Genomic DNA, 15,461 nt, shown 5'->3' with positions numbered 1-15,461 from the left:
GCACATCATCAACAAAGGAGAAACGAATATGACCACTGAGATGATTGTTCAGGCATGGAAAGATGATACCTTTTTGACGGAGCTTTCCGGCGAAGAACAGGCCAAGCTTCCCGCAAATCCAGCGGGAGACATCCAGCTTGAGGAGCTACATCGGCTCTTGCAGGGGAACGGCTCTCAACTCCATCACCTCGATTACACCGTGACAACCTGCCTGTCGCTCTGTCATCGGGGGCTCCCCAACATGCTGAACACCTTCTAAAAGAGTTGCATGCGCTAGTCTCCTTTCGCGCACAACGACTTGTCTCCCGCGAGGTATGATACAATGCATATCAAAACTCCTGGAGGCAAGTCATGCCACACCGCTACCCATTCGCCCCGGAACTCACTGATACCTATCTCGATACAGTTTGGAGCAGGCTTAGGCCGCATCTGCGTACCACATTTCTCCTTCCGAGCCCGGCCCTGTCTGACCTGTGTGGCTGTGAAGTTACTCTGGCCTGTGAGACCTTTCAACACACGGGCAGCTTTAAATTTCGCGCCGCCTACAATCTGGTCTCCGAAACAGAGAAACAACAGATCATCACTGCATCCTCCGGCAACTTCGGGCAGGCCATTGCGTATGCGTGCAAGCTGCTCAAAAAGAAATGCATCGTCGTCATGCCTGCTACCTCCGCTCAAGTCAAGATCGAAGCAGTCAGATCTTATGGTGGGCAGGTCGATCTGATCGACACGAACCGCATCAGCCGGGCAGAGCGCGTCGCGCAGCTCATGGAACAGTACCCGCACGCATTACAGGCCTCTGCCTATGACGACTTCAGAGTCGTTGCCGGAAACTCCACACTTGGACGGGAAATCTTGCAAGCGGCTCCCTTCGATGCAATACTTGTTCCGGTAGGTGGCGGCGGCTTAAGTTCAGGGCTCGTCGTTGCACGCGACCGACTTCAGGCCACGACAGAGATCATCGGCGCAGAGCCACAACCGGGAGATGATGCCGCCCGCTCTCTGCGCTCAGGCCAGCTTGTAAAAAACGAGCGTGAGCCCGCCACTATTGCTGATGGAGCACGTACCATCAGCCTCGGTGAACTCAATTGGAATATCTTGCGGCACGGTATAGCGGATATTATCCCGGTTCCTGATGCCTCAACACTTCAGGCGCTCCGTACCTGCTTCCGTACAGTGAACCTGAAGGTCGAACCGACCGGCGCACTGGCCATTGGCGCATTGCTCCAGGCAAAGACTCGCTTTGCCGGAAAGCGCGTCTGTTGTGTCGTCAGTGGGGGAAATGTTGATCCAGCGGTCTACGCGAAGCTGCTAGTAGAGGGATAGGGCGCGTTCCTTGCGCCTTATCCCATCAGGTCAGAGAGGAAAAAGAGAAAAATTCGAGAATTGGGCTTGCGCTCCTGAAGACGTATCGGGAAGATCAGAAACAAAGAGCGCAATTGATCCGCTTTTATATGACGAATCATCGATGGTTGCCAATGTATAGCCATTGACAATCAAGCTCATCGATGACCCCTTTGCCGCAATCACGATGTGGTTCATCTTGCCCATCGGACGAATGGCCCCGTGCGACCCTCCTTTCAGCATTGTCATCGTCTGACCGGTTTTATCAGCAGTATGATGCTTAAAGATCTGATAGGTTCCATCGCCGTAGAGCTCAAACCGATAGGATTGGGCGAGATCACTGTTCGGAGAAGCAGTACTCCGAATAAAGACGCCATAGCCGCCCCCACCCTTTTCTGATGCCCCTTTTGTTAGCGTCGCATCCACAAACAGCTTGAAGTCTCCATACTGCTTGGAGCCGGGAACCATGACCCACATCACTTTTCCATCGTCATGTTCAAGCGTCAGATAGCCATTGCCAGCAGATGCTGAAAACTTGTGTACAGGATCAGATGTTACATCCCATCCCTTATCGTTATTCTGGAACGCATCAGCAAAAAGTGGCTCTCCTGCGGGCGTGGGCACCGGCTTTACCGGGAACGGAGAATTCGCCTCTTCTAACTGCGGTTTCAGCACATATGTATATCCGGCAAAAGAACCACCTCCTAGCAGCACCAGCAGAGCCAGAACCACCCCGAGCACAACCATTGGTCGCTTCTTTGTTCTGGAAGAGGCGGAAGCCGACTTGCTGCTATGCTTATCGGTCGAAGGCTCAGTTAGTTTTGGGAATGTATCTGTACTGGGCAGCGAGGGCTGAGGTGATTTAGCCGGTATTGATGTCACAAGAAAAGAGGCGGCTTGCTGCTGAAGCATACCTGAGGAAGGCTGTGGAGCGACAGAAGATGTCGACAATGGCTGAGAGACATTCCACTGTACCTGCTTTGTTTGACCCCACTGTCCTGTGACTGAAGCGTGCTGTTGCCCCGCTTGTGTTCCAGAAGGAGGCGTAGCTGTGGTTTCCTGTGGAAGTGACTGTGACGAGAGATACTTGTTCCATTGAGATCCTGGTTTCGATTTGAACAGGCCCGATGTGTTAGGGCCTGACGATTGCTGCGGTGGCTGTTTCAATTGTCCCCAGGAAGCGCCTGCAAAGTGACTAAGTTTTAAACCAGAAGATGGCCTTTGTCCGGAGGAAGACCCAACCCCATACGGTGTGGACGCAGCGACAAACCCACAACTCTGACAGGCTCCCCCTCCGGCAGGGAGTATCGTACCGCATCGCTGACACTTCTGAATCGAATCACCTCCGAAGGGAGAAACAGGTGAGGACATATCAAAAACCTCCAGAACAACCTACAAATTCTCTTTTTTTCAAATGTTTTCATTTCTACAAGAAACATCGTCCTCCTCCCCTTGCCGTCACGCTCTTGAGAAAAATACCCTATTCTCTCTCCTTCTATCTTCCCATCCGCTGCGGTCTGCGTTTTCTTACTGGTAGCGGTTCATTTCAACCATTCTACAAGAGGCAAGATAGACCGTCAACACATACAAGACACCACATAGGAATATATTCACACATTATGAATAACGGCACCTGCCTATAGATGAGTTTTTAGCGCTGCCCTCGCGCTTTGAATCCTATAGATGCTAAACGTTTCTCTTGTTTGGCCTCAAGAGAGATGACCATAAAAAAGGCCTGCATCTCCCTGTCTCGACAGATGCAGGCCACCAGGAAGCAAAGCATGCTTCAAGGTTTCACGCCCCAGACTGTCTGGCAATACCAGAGACAACAGAATGTATCCTCTTCAGCCTCATCAAGCATGCGTGCATAGAGAACATCCAGTTCCTCCTGAGTACTCAAGCCACAACGTATGATAAGCGGCTGCAAGAGCTTGAAACCGGTACGCCAATCATCCATGATCGCGTCATGGGCTGGCATTCCCTTCGAGCCGTTGAGAGCGTGCGCCTGCGCTTGAATCCGGGTAAAACCCGCTTCTGCAAGCAGGCGATGCTGAACAGCGGTAATCCCGATAGAGATCCCTTCCGGAGAGAAACATTTCCCCGTACGGCGCAGCGCTTCCGCAAAGAGCCCGGTATACCGCGTCATGGCCGGGGCTGTTGTCACGCCTAGCTCGCTTTCATTGCTGCATAAAATGCCCCCGGGGCGCAAAATACGATAGCATTCCCGCAAGACAGGCACCCAATCATCAGTTCTTAAAAATGACGACATCAGACGTGTGTACACAATATCAAAGGATTCTGAAGGAAAATCCAGCTTCTGGCGGGCATCCATAATCTGAAAGCGTGCATTGCTCACGTCCTGGTCTGCCGCAATCATATTCGCATAGGCAGTCATCGTCTGACTGATATCGATCCCCGTTACACTGAGATGTGGATAGTGACGAGCCACCTCCAGTACCCATTCACCCGGGCCACTCCCGATATCAAGCACACTCTGCGCTTTCTCCAATGCGGCCATATCTGGAAAGAGTCCAATAGCTTCGGTGAGCATCCGGGCCTGCTTGATGAGACGCGCCATTTCAGCTACATTCTCTGCATCCATCATGTAGCTTGTAGGACGAGTTCCCTCACTCATTGTAGACAATTCCTTTCTTTACGGCATCCATTTCTTTTCTCAGTATACTATATTAAAAACCCATTTTGCCCTATAGCTACATGATTACCTGTACTTTTATCTGCACGGGCACACTTCTCGAAACACTGTATCCAATACAAAAAGCGAGAGAAGCTTGTCCTTAGCCGGCATGTCTACAGGAAAAAATAGCCAGAAAGCGGATATACAGTCCACTTTCTGGCTCTCAAATGCGAGAAAAAGGAGAGCGGCCATATTTTACCGCTCTCGTCATCTCTTCATCGCTCTTCCGGGCGCTTCTTTTCCACGCCCTCACTCTCAATGTGCGGATGACCTTCCCGCTGGATTCTCGGCTCCTCGTGCCTGACAGTTTCCGTGATGTCCTCTTCACCCTGCACTTCTCGCTTTTCCGCCGTCACTTCACCGCCAACAACCGTTTCTTTCGAGATATTCACGCGCTCTTCGCTGAGTGGAATGTGAATGGTCTCGCCCTCACCAATCTTCTCAGAGGTGGGATGCTCGCCAGAGACCGGATGCCGTTCAATAACGACCTCCTCGTGTGAGACCGGGACTTTGAAGTGCTTCTCTTCACTGACAACTTCCTTCCCGATGGTCACTTCACCGCTTTCTACACGCTCCTTTCCCAGATGGACCTGCTCCTCACGCAGAGGAATTGATTGTCCGGTTTCTGCTTGCGGACCTCTTTGCTGCGTCGTCTCCACGCCGCGCTGCTGGCTGATATTCCCGGGCCGTTGCGTCGTTTCTGCTCGGCCCTGTACGTTCCTCTGCTGCGCGATTCTGGCCTGCTCACGGGCGGCAGCTTCAGAAGTCCTCGTAGAGGGCCTCGTCTCCTCAGCCTCAGTCCTGTACCCTAACTTATGCTCGGATGTCTCTTCAGTGGCACCTCTTTGCGCCGACAACGGCTCTCCGGTGCGATTGACAGCACCCCTGATACCAGCTCCAGCAGCCGTGCCTGCGGCTCCTGCTGCGCCCCTCTCACCCATTGTCGAACGCGTTTCCTGCTGTGCGGTCTCTGTCTGCTTGGTGGGATGTGCGTATCCGGTCGGAGCGCCGCCAACAATATTATCCGCTCCACATGTAGTAAGAATACTGGCAGCCTGTTGTTCTCGTCCCTCGGCTCTGACCGAGAGGACCGGACGACCAGCACGGAACTCCTGATCATAGAAATCAGCCTGTGCTTCAGGAACGCCCAGATTCATCAGATCTCGCTTCAGGTCCACGGCCATCGCGCCGCCTTCATTCCACGCCAGACCAAGCTGATTCTGCTCAAAGCCGGCATCCCTCAAGCTTTCAAGCGCTTTCTTGGCTCCCGCCTCGTCTTGAAAGACTCCTATAACCAGAGGATGTCTGGCAGCCATAGCCTATACTCCTTTCTCTCAGCACAATGTAGCAAGAATGAAAGATTGTCATCTCCTTGTCCTGTAGACAGCATGAGCTAAATACATTCAGGAAAATCTCCCTTCAGCGCGCTCAGTCTGAACAATGACAAGCACCCATGCCATCTCTCCCCTTTACACGCGCACAGTTTATAGATTGATACACATGCATTTGAGTATAAATACTCTTACCATGAGCAATAGTGTTCCCCAAATTACAGGATATATCAAGAGGCAACAAAAAGCAGGGGCACGGCTCGGAAATGGCAGGCGCGCATCAGGAAGACAAGGGAGTGAGCATACCTGACACAGTCAGAGCTCACCCCTCTTCACACCCTGTCCTAGCGCCTGGTTACCATCGGGATCTCACGGCGAATATCAAATCGTAAACAGGCATGTGCACGCCGGATCGCCGCTTCCACAGCCTCAGGCGTCTCTCCGCGCGAGAAGATAAAGCCCAGATAACTCGCGCCTTCAGGCAGCGGCACCAGCGGGTGATGCAGCTTGGCCGTAATCTCGACCCCAGTAATCAGCGGGACCGCCCGCGCCTCTTCCACACCATGAACGCCTTTAAGCATACCTGCGGCTGGAATCGGGATCATCATTACCCCGGCAGCATTTCCTGCCCGCTCAATCATGCGCACCTCTTCGCCAATGGCATGGCGCAAGATCAATTCTTCCAAACACATGCCCGTCCCAAATTCCAGCACAGAGGAGCACAACCCACCGATCGAGCGACCGGCAATTTCAAGCATCCAGGGTCCCTGCTCATTGATACGCAGTTCTGCATGAACCGGACCATGACGTAACCCGAGCGATGCAGCCGCCCGGGTCACACAATCTGCGATCGCCTCTTGTGTCGCCCGAGGAAGCCGTGAAGGGGTGACGTAAATAGTCTCTTCAAAGAACGGGCCATCCAGAGGATCTGGCTTATCGAAGAGCGCCAGCACTTTGAGCTGACCCTGCGTGAGCAGCCCTTCGAGGGCTACTTCACCTCCGGGAATAAAGTCTTCTACCAGAAAAGTGGTATGCTCCTCATCATAGCCCTCTTGCAAAAGAAGACGCTTGAGACGATAGAAGGCCGTCGTAAACTCCTCTGGATTGTTCGCGCGAATCACGCCTCGACTCCCCGAGAGACGGCGTGGCTTTAAGACGCAGGGATAGGTTACCTGTGTGGCAAGCTCGGAGGGATCGGCGCTCAACGGGAAATTACGAAAGACAGGGCAGGGCACGCCAGCCGCCGACATCAGCCTGCGCATAATCCACTTATCGCGGGCAGCTTCGGCAGAATCAGGCGTGTTATGTGCCAGATGGAGTGCAGAGGCCGCATGAGCCGCCAGTTCCGTCGCGCTATCATCGACGGAAAGCACAGCCGTCAGGGGGTGCACACGCGCATAGTCCACAATCATTTGCACAGATTTGTCGATATCAGTAAAATCAAGCCCGAGCGGCACATGCCAGTATTCCGCCAGTTGTTCGGGCATATCCACGCCGAATACCGGTTGAAGATCCAACCGCTCGGCAGCACTCAGAAACGCCCCGGCCCGATAGGTTGCCGGCGACATCAAAAGCAATACTCTTTTTTTCTCGCGCTTTTCTGTATTCATACGTCTTATCTCAATCCTGCGCAACATCCACGGGCAGCCCCTTCGCTTTCAGGGCCGCAGCCAATCCAAAAAGGCGGGCATCACCCTCCACTACCCAGATAATCTCACGGGGTGATGTCGCATATTTTGGGCGCTCCTCGGGGCGCTCCCAATGGCATTCATACGTTCCCTGCCAATCGCGATGCTTCACGCGTCCCTGATAGCTCCAGGGATCATGCATCGGACGCCGATTGACAAAGCCAAAACCGGCCCCCTCGATACTGGCAAAGTCTTTGCTACGGAAGATTACTTTCATTGACTCTTTATCTCCAACGGTCTTGACCGGTATAGAACAGGCTCACTTACTTCACTAAAGATAGCAAATGGGAGCAAACAAGGCAAGAGAAAACGGTTCAGGTGCCCTCTGCTGACCTTCGTTATATAATAGGGGCAGTCGATCACGCCACCTTCCGCTTCGCCTTTGCCACTCGAAGCTGAAAGAGCGTATCAGTTTTCTGGAAAGAAGGCCCATCATGGACAAACGAGCACTCGTTTTTTGGATAGATGTTGATAATACACTACTTGACAACGATAAAGTCAAAAAGAGCTTTGACGAAGTGTTACGCGTTAACGTCGGGGAAAAGCTTACCCGGCGCTTCTGGGAGCTCTATGAGGAGATCCGGGCAGAGAAAAGCGTTATTGATATTCCGCTAACCCTCGAACGTCTGCGCGCAGAAACACCGCAATCCGAAATGGACGACTATACCTATCAGCATATTCACTCCATCTTCGAGCACTATCCCTACCGCGAAACGCTGTATCCGCACGCACTTGATACCTTGCATCACCTCTCAACACTTGGCACTACTGTCATTGTATCAGATGGCGACCCGGTCTTTCAGGCGGAGAAAATCGTCAATAGCACCATTGCGGACGCCGTCGAGGGGCGCGTTCTGCTGTATGTACATAAACAGGAAAACTTGCAGGATATGATCCAACAATACCCGGCAGATCACTATGTAATGATCGACGATAAGCCCACCATCCTCGACGACATGCATCACTTGCTTGGCTCACAGGTCACCACCGTTTTTGTCAAACAGGGGAAATATGCCAGCCAACCACTTCCCGAGGGCTTCACACCCGATATTAGCGTTGAGCACATCGGCGACCTGCTCACCTTCAGCAAAGAACAATTTCTGCCGCACCCAACACCCCATAAGTAAAAAAAGGATGTGAGGGAGAAACACAGCTTCTCCCCACATCCTGAAATGCTCCGACTAGGCTTCCAGTTTGACACGGAACGTCTTAATCTCGAACGGGCGCACCTGGAACTGCAAAGCATTCCCCTGGTACGAGGCGTCCGCAATAGTTTCTTCCAGCAGGTTACATTCCTGAGCCGAGGCAATCGGTGCAGAGAAGGTAATAGAACCTTTACCACGCTGGTTGTGAGCCTCATAGAGACGCACAATAAAGCCATCGCCATCCTCAGCGGGCTTGACGGTATCGATGACCACATGCTGACAATCAGTCTGCATAAACGAATACGCCGCAACACGTTCCTCCGCCGAAGAGGTCGAGGTGCTGCCAGTCACCGCCAGTACAGGAACGTTCAGCTCGTAAGCGCGGCGCACAACCTCTGCATCACGCCAGTCACCCTTGTGCGGAAGCAGGCTGTAGGTGAAGCGATGAATGCCCTGATCAGCAGTTGGGTCAGGCACGATACCAGACTTCAGCAGGGTCAGGCGCATGACATTATCATGAATGTCATGACCATACTTGGCATCGTTGAGCAAGCTGACGCCATAGCCCCCCTCACTCAGATCTGCCCAACGATGAGCACAGACTTCGAAGCGAGCCAGATCCCAGGAGGTATTGCGATGGGTCGGGCGTTGAACATTACCAAACTGAATCTCGTAGGTCGCCTGTAACGCATTGATGTCGACCGGGAACGCAGCTTTCAGCAGAGTCTGATGCTCGTGCCAATCAATCTCGGTTGAGAAATCAATGCGCGGCGAATTGCGCCAGAGCGAGATGCGCTGTTTCACAGTGGAGGCCATGAATGGGCGAATCACTTCCACGGTCACGCGAACCGGGCCCTCTTCGATCACCCGGATCTCCGACGCCTCGTGCAGCGGATATGGCTTCTCTTCATAGTAGAGATCGATATCCCAGGCATCATAGTTCATCGGGCGATCTTCGTACGCGATCAACTGGTTACCGTTCTGTCCTGGAACCAGGACATCACGCTCGGCAACCTTATCATAGATGCGGCTGATTTCGCCATTGGCAGCAAAGGTCAGATCATAGTACTGGTTGTGCAGCGCAATCAGGCCATCGGTAGTACGCGAAATGCTGCAAGGCACTTCGCTGGAAGCGCTTGCTGCCTGATCGGCCAACACAGCGCCAACCGCCGGGATCTGCAAGCCATCAACCAGATAATACTTGTGGCCATCCCAGTCCTCGACCTGCTGTGCGGGCAGATTGTTCACCTGCAACTCCGCTGGAATCTGAACCGGGTCAGTACGCTGCCATGCCAGCGTGTTCATAAGCACAAGATCACCTTTACGCCAACCGAAGCGCTCACCCAGCACAGAGCAAGCCTCGTCGCGAACCTTCTCGCCAAGAGCGCGCGCCTCGGCGTGAATCCTGGTTGCGTCCTCGTACACTTCGGTAATCGAGGAACCAGGCAGAACATCATGAAACTGGTTCAGCAGAATACCGCGCCAGCCCTTGTTCAGCTCTTCCTGGCTGCCAGTCAGGCCAGCCCAGGTGCTCAACAGCTCTGCGTCACGATAAAGCAGCTCATTGCGGCGGTTTGCCAGCTTGGTTCGTCCCTGAGAGGTGTAGGTACCACGATGATACTCAAGATAGAGTTCACCGGCCCAGGTCGGCAACCTGGGATCATCCCAGACACGCTCATACAGATCGCGGAAGAACTTCTCGGAGCGATCCCACCGCACTTCAGGATAGCCGGGCAGACTCTTCATGGCCTCAGCACGCTCCATCTGGTGCTCATCCGGGCCGCCACCGCCATCACCCCAACCACACAGGTACAGGATCTCATCGTTGATTTTCTGCTGACGATAGTTCTTCCAGATCCCGACCATATCGCGAGCGCGGAACGGGCCGTTATAGGTGTAAAACCAACCACCATCATCAGAGACAGGAGCCGTGACAAAGTGCGTCAGAACCTCGGTACCATCGATACCACGCCAGCGGAAGGTATCATTTGGCATGCGGTTGAACTGGTTCCAGCTAATCTTGGTGGTCATAAAGACGGGGATATCAAAGCCCCGCATAATCTGCGGCAGCGCGGCGCTATAGCCAAAGACATCGGGCAGCCAGATGTTATTGGGCTTATAGTCAAACTCTTCTTTCAGGAAGCGTAGGCCCTGCATAATCTGCCGGACCAGCGATTCGCCAGAGGGCAGGTTACAATCAGGCTCAACCCACATGCCACCAACAAGCTCAAAGCGACCTTCCTTCACCCTCTGCTTCACGCGCTCAAACACTTCCGGCGCATCCTCTTTCACCCACTGCAATGACTGTGGCTGGCTATGGCTGTAGTGGTAATCGGGGTAGCGCTCCATAAGCGCGAGAACTGTGGAAATAGTATGCACAGCCTTCTGTCTGGTTCGCCAGTACGGCCACTGCCAGGCCAGGTCAAGGTGCGCGTGACCGGTTACAACAACGCGGGGACGGTTGCCATCTTCCAGCCCATCCCGCAAATGCTCTTGCAGATAGGCGATTGCCTCTTTTGCAGAAGCAACGAAGCGAGCGCTTGAATACCCTTCGCGCAGATCAAGCATATTGTACGCCGCATTGAGGCGCTCGATCAATGTATGACGAACAATGTCGTTCTCATCCAGAGCAAGAGCAGCATCTAGAACGGTCTCGATCACATGATAGAGCTTCCAGGCTGTCTCATTGCGGTTATGAATGGTGAGGCCGCGGAAGGGAATCGGCTCTGAGGTATAGACCTGAATTGTCACCTCATGTGGCTGACCATCAGCGGCATGAGGAGGCAATTGAAGTTCTTTATGATAATAGTCAAAAGCGCCAACTGCGATCCCATCCAGGAATGCGGTCGCTTCCAGACGCAAGATAAGACCATCCGATGATGGAGAATCCCAATGGAGCTGAAGGATCACAGGATCATTCCGCATCGGCTCGGGAACCTGAAGCTCTGTCTTCAGCCAGACAGTAGCATGCTTCCTGCCCCAGAGCTGACCGACCTCAACCGGCTGCCACTCCTCGGACGCCGGAGATGGTGGGGGAGTCATAGGACCAGTGGCGGGCGCAACCAACACAGGAGAGAGCGGGTGCCGTTCTCCTGAGTATGCCTTGCGCAGGTAATTTGCAAGATGTGCTTGCAGCTTCTTCTCAGTAAAAGGCATATAAACCAAATCCTTCTCTAGTAGAAAAATGGCTCCTTCATTGTATCTTCCAGGCAAGCAGGCAGTAATGAATGTAGCCATTTTCTCTTATAGAGCCCTGGTACTATCCAGCCAGCAAGGCGGTCAGCACAGCGTTTCTACACAAGAAAATTTCTATCTATCTATTTACTCCTGCTCAAAGCAGAGAAGAGCTTTGTGTACTCACGCTCTTCCTGAATAGATAGGCCAAGCTGACTGAGACGACGAACGACCGCGCTGCATCCACGCTCAATCATCCATGCATTGTCAATGACCGTCTCTCCCTCTGCCGTCGCAGCCGCGATAATGAGCGCAGTTCCAGCACGAATATCATGAGCCGTGACCTGCGTTCCCCGCAATTGAGCCACCCCGGAAACGACTGCGACTCCCTCTTGAATCTCTATTGTAGCACCCATTTTCTGCAATTCCTGTACCGCAGAGAAGCGTTCCTCAAACAGCGTCTCACGCAGATACGACCTTCCTTCGGCCAGACAGGAAAGCGCCATAATCTGCGGCTGCAAATCGGTCGGATATCCTGGATACGGCCAGGTGATGACATTGACCGGCCGCAAGGGAGCAGTGCGCCGCACGCGAATTACCGAGCCATCCTGCCAGAACTCCACTCCCATTTGTTCCAATTTTGCCCGAATAACTCCCAGATGCCGCAAGTTTGCCCCAACCAGCGCCACATCACCTTGCGTCGCTGCTGCCACCATTGCCATCGATCCCGCATCCAATCGATCAGGCATAATCGTATATTCGACCGCAGAGAGCTCCTTCACACCCTCGATATGCAGCACGCCGGTTCCGATGCCCGAGATCCTGGCTCCCATGAGGTTCAAAAAGTGCGCCACATCGGCAATTTCGGGTTCCAGCGCCGCATTCTCAATTGTGGTCTCTCCCTCAGCCAGACAGGCCGCCATCATCAGGTTTTCGGTGCCGGTATGGCTTGGCGTATCCAGATAGAGATAGGCCCCCTTGTAGTCCTGCATCTTCATCGAGATGCGTTCGTTGTCTTCCGTTACCTCGGCTCCCAGACGAGCAAATCCCCGGTAGTGGAAGTCCAGTCGACGTTTGCCCAGCCTACACCCGCCAACCGTGGCAATAGAGGCCTTACCGGTTCGAGCCAGCACCGGTGCAAGGAAGAGAATCGAGCCACGAAACAGTTCGGTGAATTGAGCTGGAAGATCGCTCGTCTTAACGTCTGATGCATCGATAATAAGGACCTGGTCCTCTTCATGCAGCGTCACCTTCGCACCAAGCTCGCGAGCCAGAGAAATAGCGGCGAAGATATCTCGAATCAAGGGAACATTACGTAGAATCGTCTGCCCCTTTCGGGCCAGCAGCGAGGCAGCGATGATCGGCAGAGCTGCATTTTTCGCTCCTTGAATCACAACTGAGCCTTCCAGCCGCTGTCCGCCCTGCACCGTATAGCGCACCGCCTGACTGCTCAATACTCCATAAGGCGCTTCTTTAATAAATTGCTGTGGAGCAACCCTGAGCCAATCACAGAGCTGTAAAAACGTTTCAACATCTACCATCTTGCCATGCTCAACCCGAGAAAGGGTCGCCGGGCTGACATTGCCAATCTCTTCCGCCACCTCACGCAATCCGCGCTCGCCACGTTTTGCTTTTAATAACTCAGCCAGATAAAGGGTGTCCAGAAAACTTTTCATCGAAGAATCTCCATACGTTTAATCTATTAAACATTGTCTGATGTGTTAAACAGTATACAGTAGACGAAACAGAAAAGCAAGGGAACAAAAAAAAGGAGTGCGATGAAATTCCTGTTCAGATGGAGAAGCCCTTTACACCGGCAACCAATCAAGCTATGCTCTCTCATAGAGATACAATCAAAATAGGTGGAACTCGTACATTCATGACCCACAACACGTCCACAAGAAGAAAGAGCTTGACTGATGGCACGACAACGCGTCACCTTGAGTCTTCAGGCCTATCAGGAGATCCTGACCGATATCTACACACGGCCTCAGATTGAAGCCTGCGGGCTCCTTCTTGGCAGAATTGAGCAGGAAAAACACTGGCATGTATGCGGGGCAAAAGCACTCCGCAATATCTTTCAGTCACCAGTGTACTTTGAGTTTGCTCCGGAAGAACTCCTTGAGGCAGAACTAACCTATCCTGAACAGATCATCGGTGTCTATCATAGCCACCCAACCGGCTATCGCAAAGCCAGCCAGACAGATCGCACGAACATGCAGCGGGTCAACGTGGAACAGCAGATTCCCTGGATCTGGCTCATCGTCTGTGGCCCCTTTGAGCAGTCTCCGACAACACAGCATCCAATCCTTGCCTACTATCATGACGCCCACGCTGGCCTGCAACACCTCTCTCTCACGCTTGAACACCATCTCTGATCCCGGTTTGACAGCGGTCAGACGTATGTCTACAATAGCATACAGTGCTATTTTTTTATACGTGTGCGCCACACTAGCGGCATGGATGGGAGTTCATATTTGAAACGGAAACATATCTATCTTCTCATTCTGGTCTTCATCGGAGGCCTGAACAGTCTCGCGATCGAAATGTGTGCTCAACGCCTCTTAGGAGCGTATTTCGGCAGCTCTCTGTATATCTGGGCGGTACTGATCGGGCTCATTCTGATTTATTTAACTGTCGGCTACTATATTGGCGGCAAACTAGCCGATCGCTACCCCTCTGAAAAAGCGCTTTGCCTCAGTACTGCTATCTCCGCTCTCTTTATCACCCTGATTCCCTTTGTCAGTCAAAGCGTGCTTTCCTGGTCGATTGACGCGATCGCGCATATCTCAGTCGGCGCTTTTCTGGGTTCACTGCTTGGAACAGTGCTCCTCTTCGCGGTTCCGGTTATTTTGCTTGGTCTGGTCTCACCCTTCGCAATCCGACTTGTGACACAAGAGCTTGACCGCAGCGGGCGCATCAGCGGCTCACTCTACGCCATCTCAACAGCGGGTAGTATCCTCGGGGCCTTTCTTCCTGTACTCTGGATGATCCCCACTTTCGGTGTGCGCCGGAGCCTCCTTATTCTGGGTGCACTGCTCTTTCTTGCCTCGCTCTGGGGATTACGCCCCTACTGGCGGTTTGCCGTGGTGATCCCGCTGATCGCAGTCGTTCTTCCTCTGGGACCCTTGAAAGAGATTCCCAACCTGATATACTACCAGGAATCGTACTATAATTACATTCAGGTCACAAAGGAAGCAGATGGAAGCCATCGTCTGATTCTCAATGAGGGGCAGGCCATCCACTCCATCTATTACCCGGACCTGAAACAGCAACCCCTGACAGGCTGGTACTGGGACTACTTTCTAGCCGCGCCCTACTTCAATAAAGGCTTCAAGCCCGAACAGCTCAAACGGGTCGCTATCGTTGGTCTGGCAGGCGGCACGATCGCCAAACAGATCACCCAGGTGTACGGCCCTGTCGCAATCGATGGAATTGAGATCGACCCTGCGATTGTTGAGGTCGGACGAAAATACTTCGATATGAACGAGAAAAACCTGACGGTCTATGAGCAGGATGGACGCGCGTTCTTCTCAACCACGCAAGCCAAGTACGACCTTGTGGTGATAGACGCATTCCAGCAACCCTATATCCCGTTCCAGCTCACCACAAAGGAGTTCTTCGAGGAGATTAAAGCGCATCTCACACCAACCGGCGTCGTTGCAATCAATACAGGTCATACCGAGACAGACTACCGTCTGGTGCAGGCATTCGTCAACACCATGTCCACGGTCTACCCGAGCGTGCACACCTTTGACGTGCCCAATACGATTAATACCGAGGTCATGGCGACCATGCAGCCCACCAGCAGCGACACCTTCCGCGTCAATATGGCCCAATTCGACCGCTCTACAACAATGGGCATTGTCGCCAGCGAAATGCTCCCGGCGATGAAAGAGCGAGCACCAGATGGCGGCCTCGTCTTCACCGATGATCGTGCTCCAATTGAACAGATTACAGATCAGCTTCTACTGAATTACATTCAGGGACCATAACGTGTTTCTGTGCCATACACGACGCAGAATATTGTATGTACAATGAAAAGATTAAGTAAGAGAAGTGCAATCACTTCTTCGGTGTATTA

General features: G+C 52.9%; 12 protein-coding genes. 5 read left to right on the top strand and 7 right to left on the bottom strand.

Translation table 11 applies throughout. The features are described from left to right. Positions 1 to 28: 28 nt before the first annotated feature. Both KTH_RS31725 and KTH_RS31720 read left to right on the top strand, forming a co-directional pair. A complete protein-coding gene (locus tag KTH_RS31725) occupies positions 29 to 259 on the top strand; it encodes a mersacidin/lichenicidin family type 2 lantibiotic (RefSeq protein WP_111321320.1) in 231 nt (76 codons plus the stop codon). 92 nt (positions 260 to 351) lie between these two features. Next, the gene (locus tag KTH_RS31720; protein WP_111321322.1) at positions 352 to 1,326 is read left to right on the top strand and encodes a threonine ammonia-lyase; all 975 of its coding nucleotides are present in this window, start codon (positions 352 to 354) and stop codon (positions 1,324 to 1,326) included. Between the two features lie 30 nt (positions 1,327 to 1,356). Here the strand turns inward: KTH_RS31720 and KTH_RS31715 are convergent, their stop codons facing one another. The 5 genes from KTH_RS31715 to KTH_RS31695 all read right to left on the bottom strand — a co-directional run bounded on the left by KTH_RS31715 (position 1,357) and on the right by KTH_RS31695 (position 7,275). Continuing rightward, on the bottom strand, positions 1,357 to 2,295 hold the full coding sequence (locus tag KTH_RS31715) for a 3-keto-alpha-glucoside-1,2-lyase-like domain-containing protein (protein ID WP_170142509.1): 939 nt from the start codon (positions 2,293 to 2,295) through the stop codon (positions 1,357 to 1,359). Between the two features lie 835 nt (positions 2,296 to 3,130). Further along, on the bottom strand, positions 3,131 to 3,979 hold the full coding sequence (locus tag KTH_RS31710) for a class I SAM-dependent methyltransferase (RefSeq protein WP_497622876.1): 849 nt from the start codon (positions 3,977 to 3,979) through the stop codon (positions 3,131 to 3,133). Between the two features lie 275 nt (positions 3,980 to 4,254). Beyond that, a complete protein-coding gene (locus tag KTH_RS31705) occupies positions 4,255 to 5,355 on the bottom strand; it encodes a YsnF/AvaK domain-containing protein (RefSeq protein ID WP_497622874.1) in 1,101 nt (366 codons plus the stop codon). A gap of 359 nt (positions 5,356 to 5,714) precedes the next feature. Continuing rightward, positions 5,715 to 6,938 carry an ATP-grasp domain-containing protein gene (locus KTH_RS31700; RefSeq protein WP_497622872.1) on the bottom strand — a complete coding sequence of 408 codons (1,224 nt, stop codon included), beginning with the start codon at positions 6,936 to 6,938 and terminating at the stop codon, positions 5,715 to 5,717. Positions 6,939 to 6,990: 52 nt separating this feature from the next. Beyond that, a complete protein-coding gene (locus KTH_RS31695) occupies positions 6,991 to 7,275 on the bottom strand; it encodes a hypothetical protein (RefSeq protein ID WP_111321330.1) in 285 nt (94 codons plus the stop codon). A gap of 217 nt (positions 7,276 to 7,492) precedes the next feature. Between KTH_RS31695 and KTH_RS31690 the strand changes: the two genes are divergently transcribed. Further along, positions 7,493 to 8,185, top strand: a complete 693-nt coding sequence (locus tag KTH_RS31690) for an HAD family hydrolase (RefSeq protein ID WP_497622870.1) — start codon at positions 7,493 to 7,495, stop codon at positions 8,183 to 8,185. Between the two features lie 54 nt (positions 8,186 to 8,239). On the opposite strand, the gene KTH_RS31685 is transcribed toward KTH_RS31690, so the two are convergent. Beyond that, complete coding sequence (locus tag KTH_RS31685; RefSeq protein WP_497622868.1) at positions 8,240 to 11,359, bottom strand: alpha-mannosidase; 3,120 nt, start codon at positions 11,357 to 11,359, stop codon at positions 8,240 to 8,242. 161 nt (positions 11,360 to 11,520) lie between these two features. Continuing rightward, positions 11,521 to 13,053, bottom strand: a complete 1,533-nt coding sequence (gene murA, locus KTH_RS31680) for a UDP-N-acetylglucosamine 1-carboxyvinyltransferase (RefSeq protein ID WP_111321336.1) — start codon at positions 13,051 to 13,053, stop codon at positions 11,521 to 11,523. A gap of 243 nt (positions 13,054 to 13,296) precedes the next feature. On the opposite strand from murA, the gene KTH_RS31675 reads away from it, so the two are divergent. Both KTH_RS31675 and KTH_RS31670 read left to right on the top strand, forming a co-directional pair. Then, a complete protein-coding gene (locus tag KTH_RS31675; protein WP_111321338.1) occupies positions 13,297 to 13,755 on the top strand; it encodes a M67 family metallopeptidase in 459 nt (152 codons plus the stop codon). 99 nt (positions 13,756 to 13,854) lie between these two features. Beyond that, entirely contained in the window at positions 13,855 to 15,372 is a 1,518-nt protein-coding gene (locus KTH_RS31670) for a spermidine synthase (protein ID WP_170142511.1), read from the top strand. Positions 15,373 to 15,461 lie beyond the last annotated feature (89 nt).

It is taken from the genome of Thermosporothrix sp. COM3 (genome assembly GCF_059696735.1).
This window is presented reverse-complemented; position numbering and strand designations above follow the sequence as displayed.

Bases quoted from the DNA above. Each gene is read 5' to 3' on its own strand.
- KTH_RS31725 (WP_111321320.1), top strand. From the start codon at position 29: ATGACCACTGAGATGATTGTTCAGGCATGGAAAGATGATACCTTTTTG.
- KTH_RS31720 (WP_111321322.1), top strand. From the start codon at position 352: ATGCCACACCGCTACCCATTCGCCCCGGAACTCACTGATACCTATCTC.
- KTH_RS31710 (WP_497622876.1), bottom strand. From the start codon at position 3,979: ATGAGTGAGGGAACTCGTCCTACAAGCTACATGATGGATGCAGAGAAT.
- KTH_RS31705 (WP_497622874.1), bottom strand. From the start codon at position 5,355: ATGGCTGCCAGACATCCTCTGGTTATAGGAGTCTTTCAAGACGAGGCG.
- KTH_RS31700 (WP_497622872.1), bottom strand. From the start codon at position 6,938: ATGTCGCCGGCAACCTATCGGGCCGGGGCGTTTCTGAGTGCTGCCGAG.
- KTH_RS31695 (WP_111321330.1), bottom strand. From the start codon at position 7,275: ATGAAAGTAATCTTCCGTAGCAAAGACTTTGCCAGTATCGAGGGGGCC.
- KTH_RS31690 (WP_497622870.1), top strand. From the start codon at position 7,493: ATGGACAAACGAGCACTCGTTTTTTGGATAGATGTTGATAATACACTA.
- KTH_RS31685 (WP_497622868.1), bottom strand. From the start codon at position 11,359: ATGCCTTTTACTGAGAAGAAGCTGCAAGCACATCTTGCAAATTACCTG.
- murA (WP_111321336.1), bottom strand. From the start codon at position 13,053: ATGAAAAGTTTTCTGGACACCCTTTATCTGGCTGAGTTATTAAAAGCA.
- KTH_RS31675 (WP_111321338.1), top strand. From the start codon at position 13,297: ATGGCACGACAACGCGTCACCTTGAGTCTTCAGGCCTATCAGGAGATC.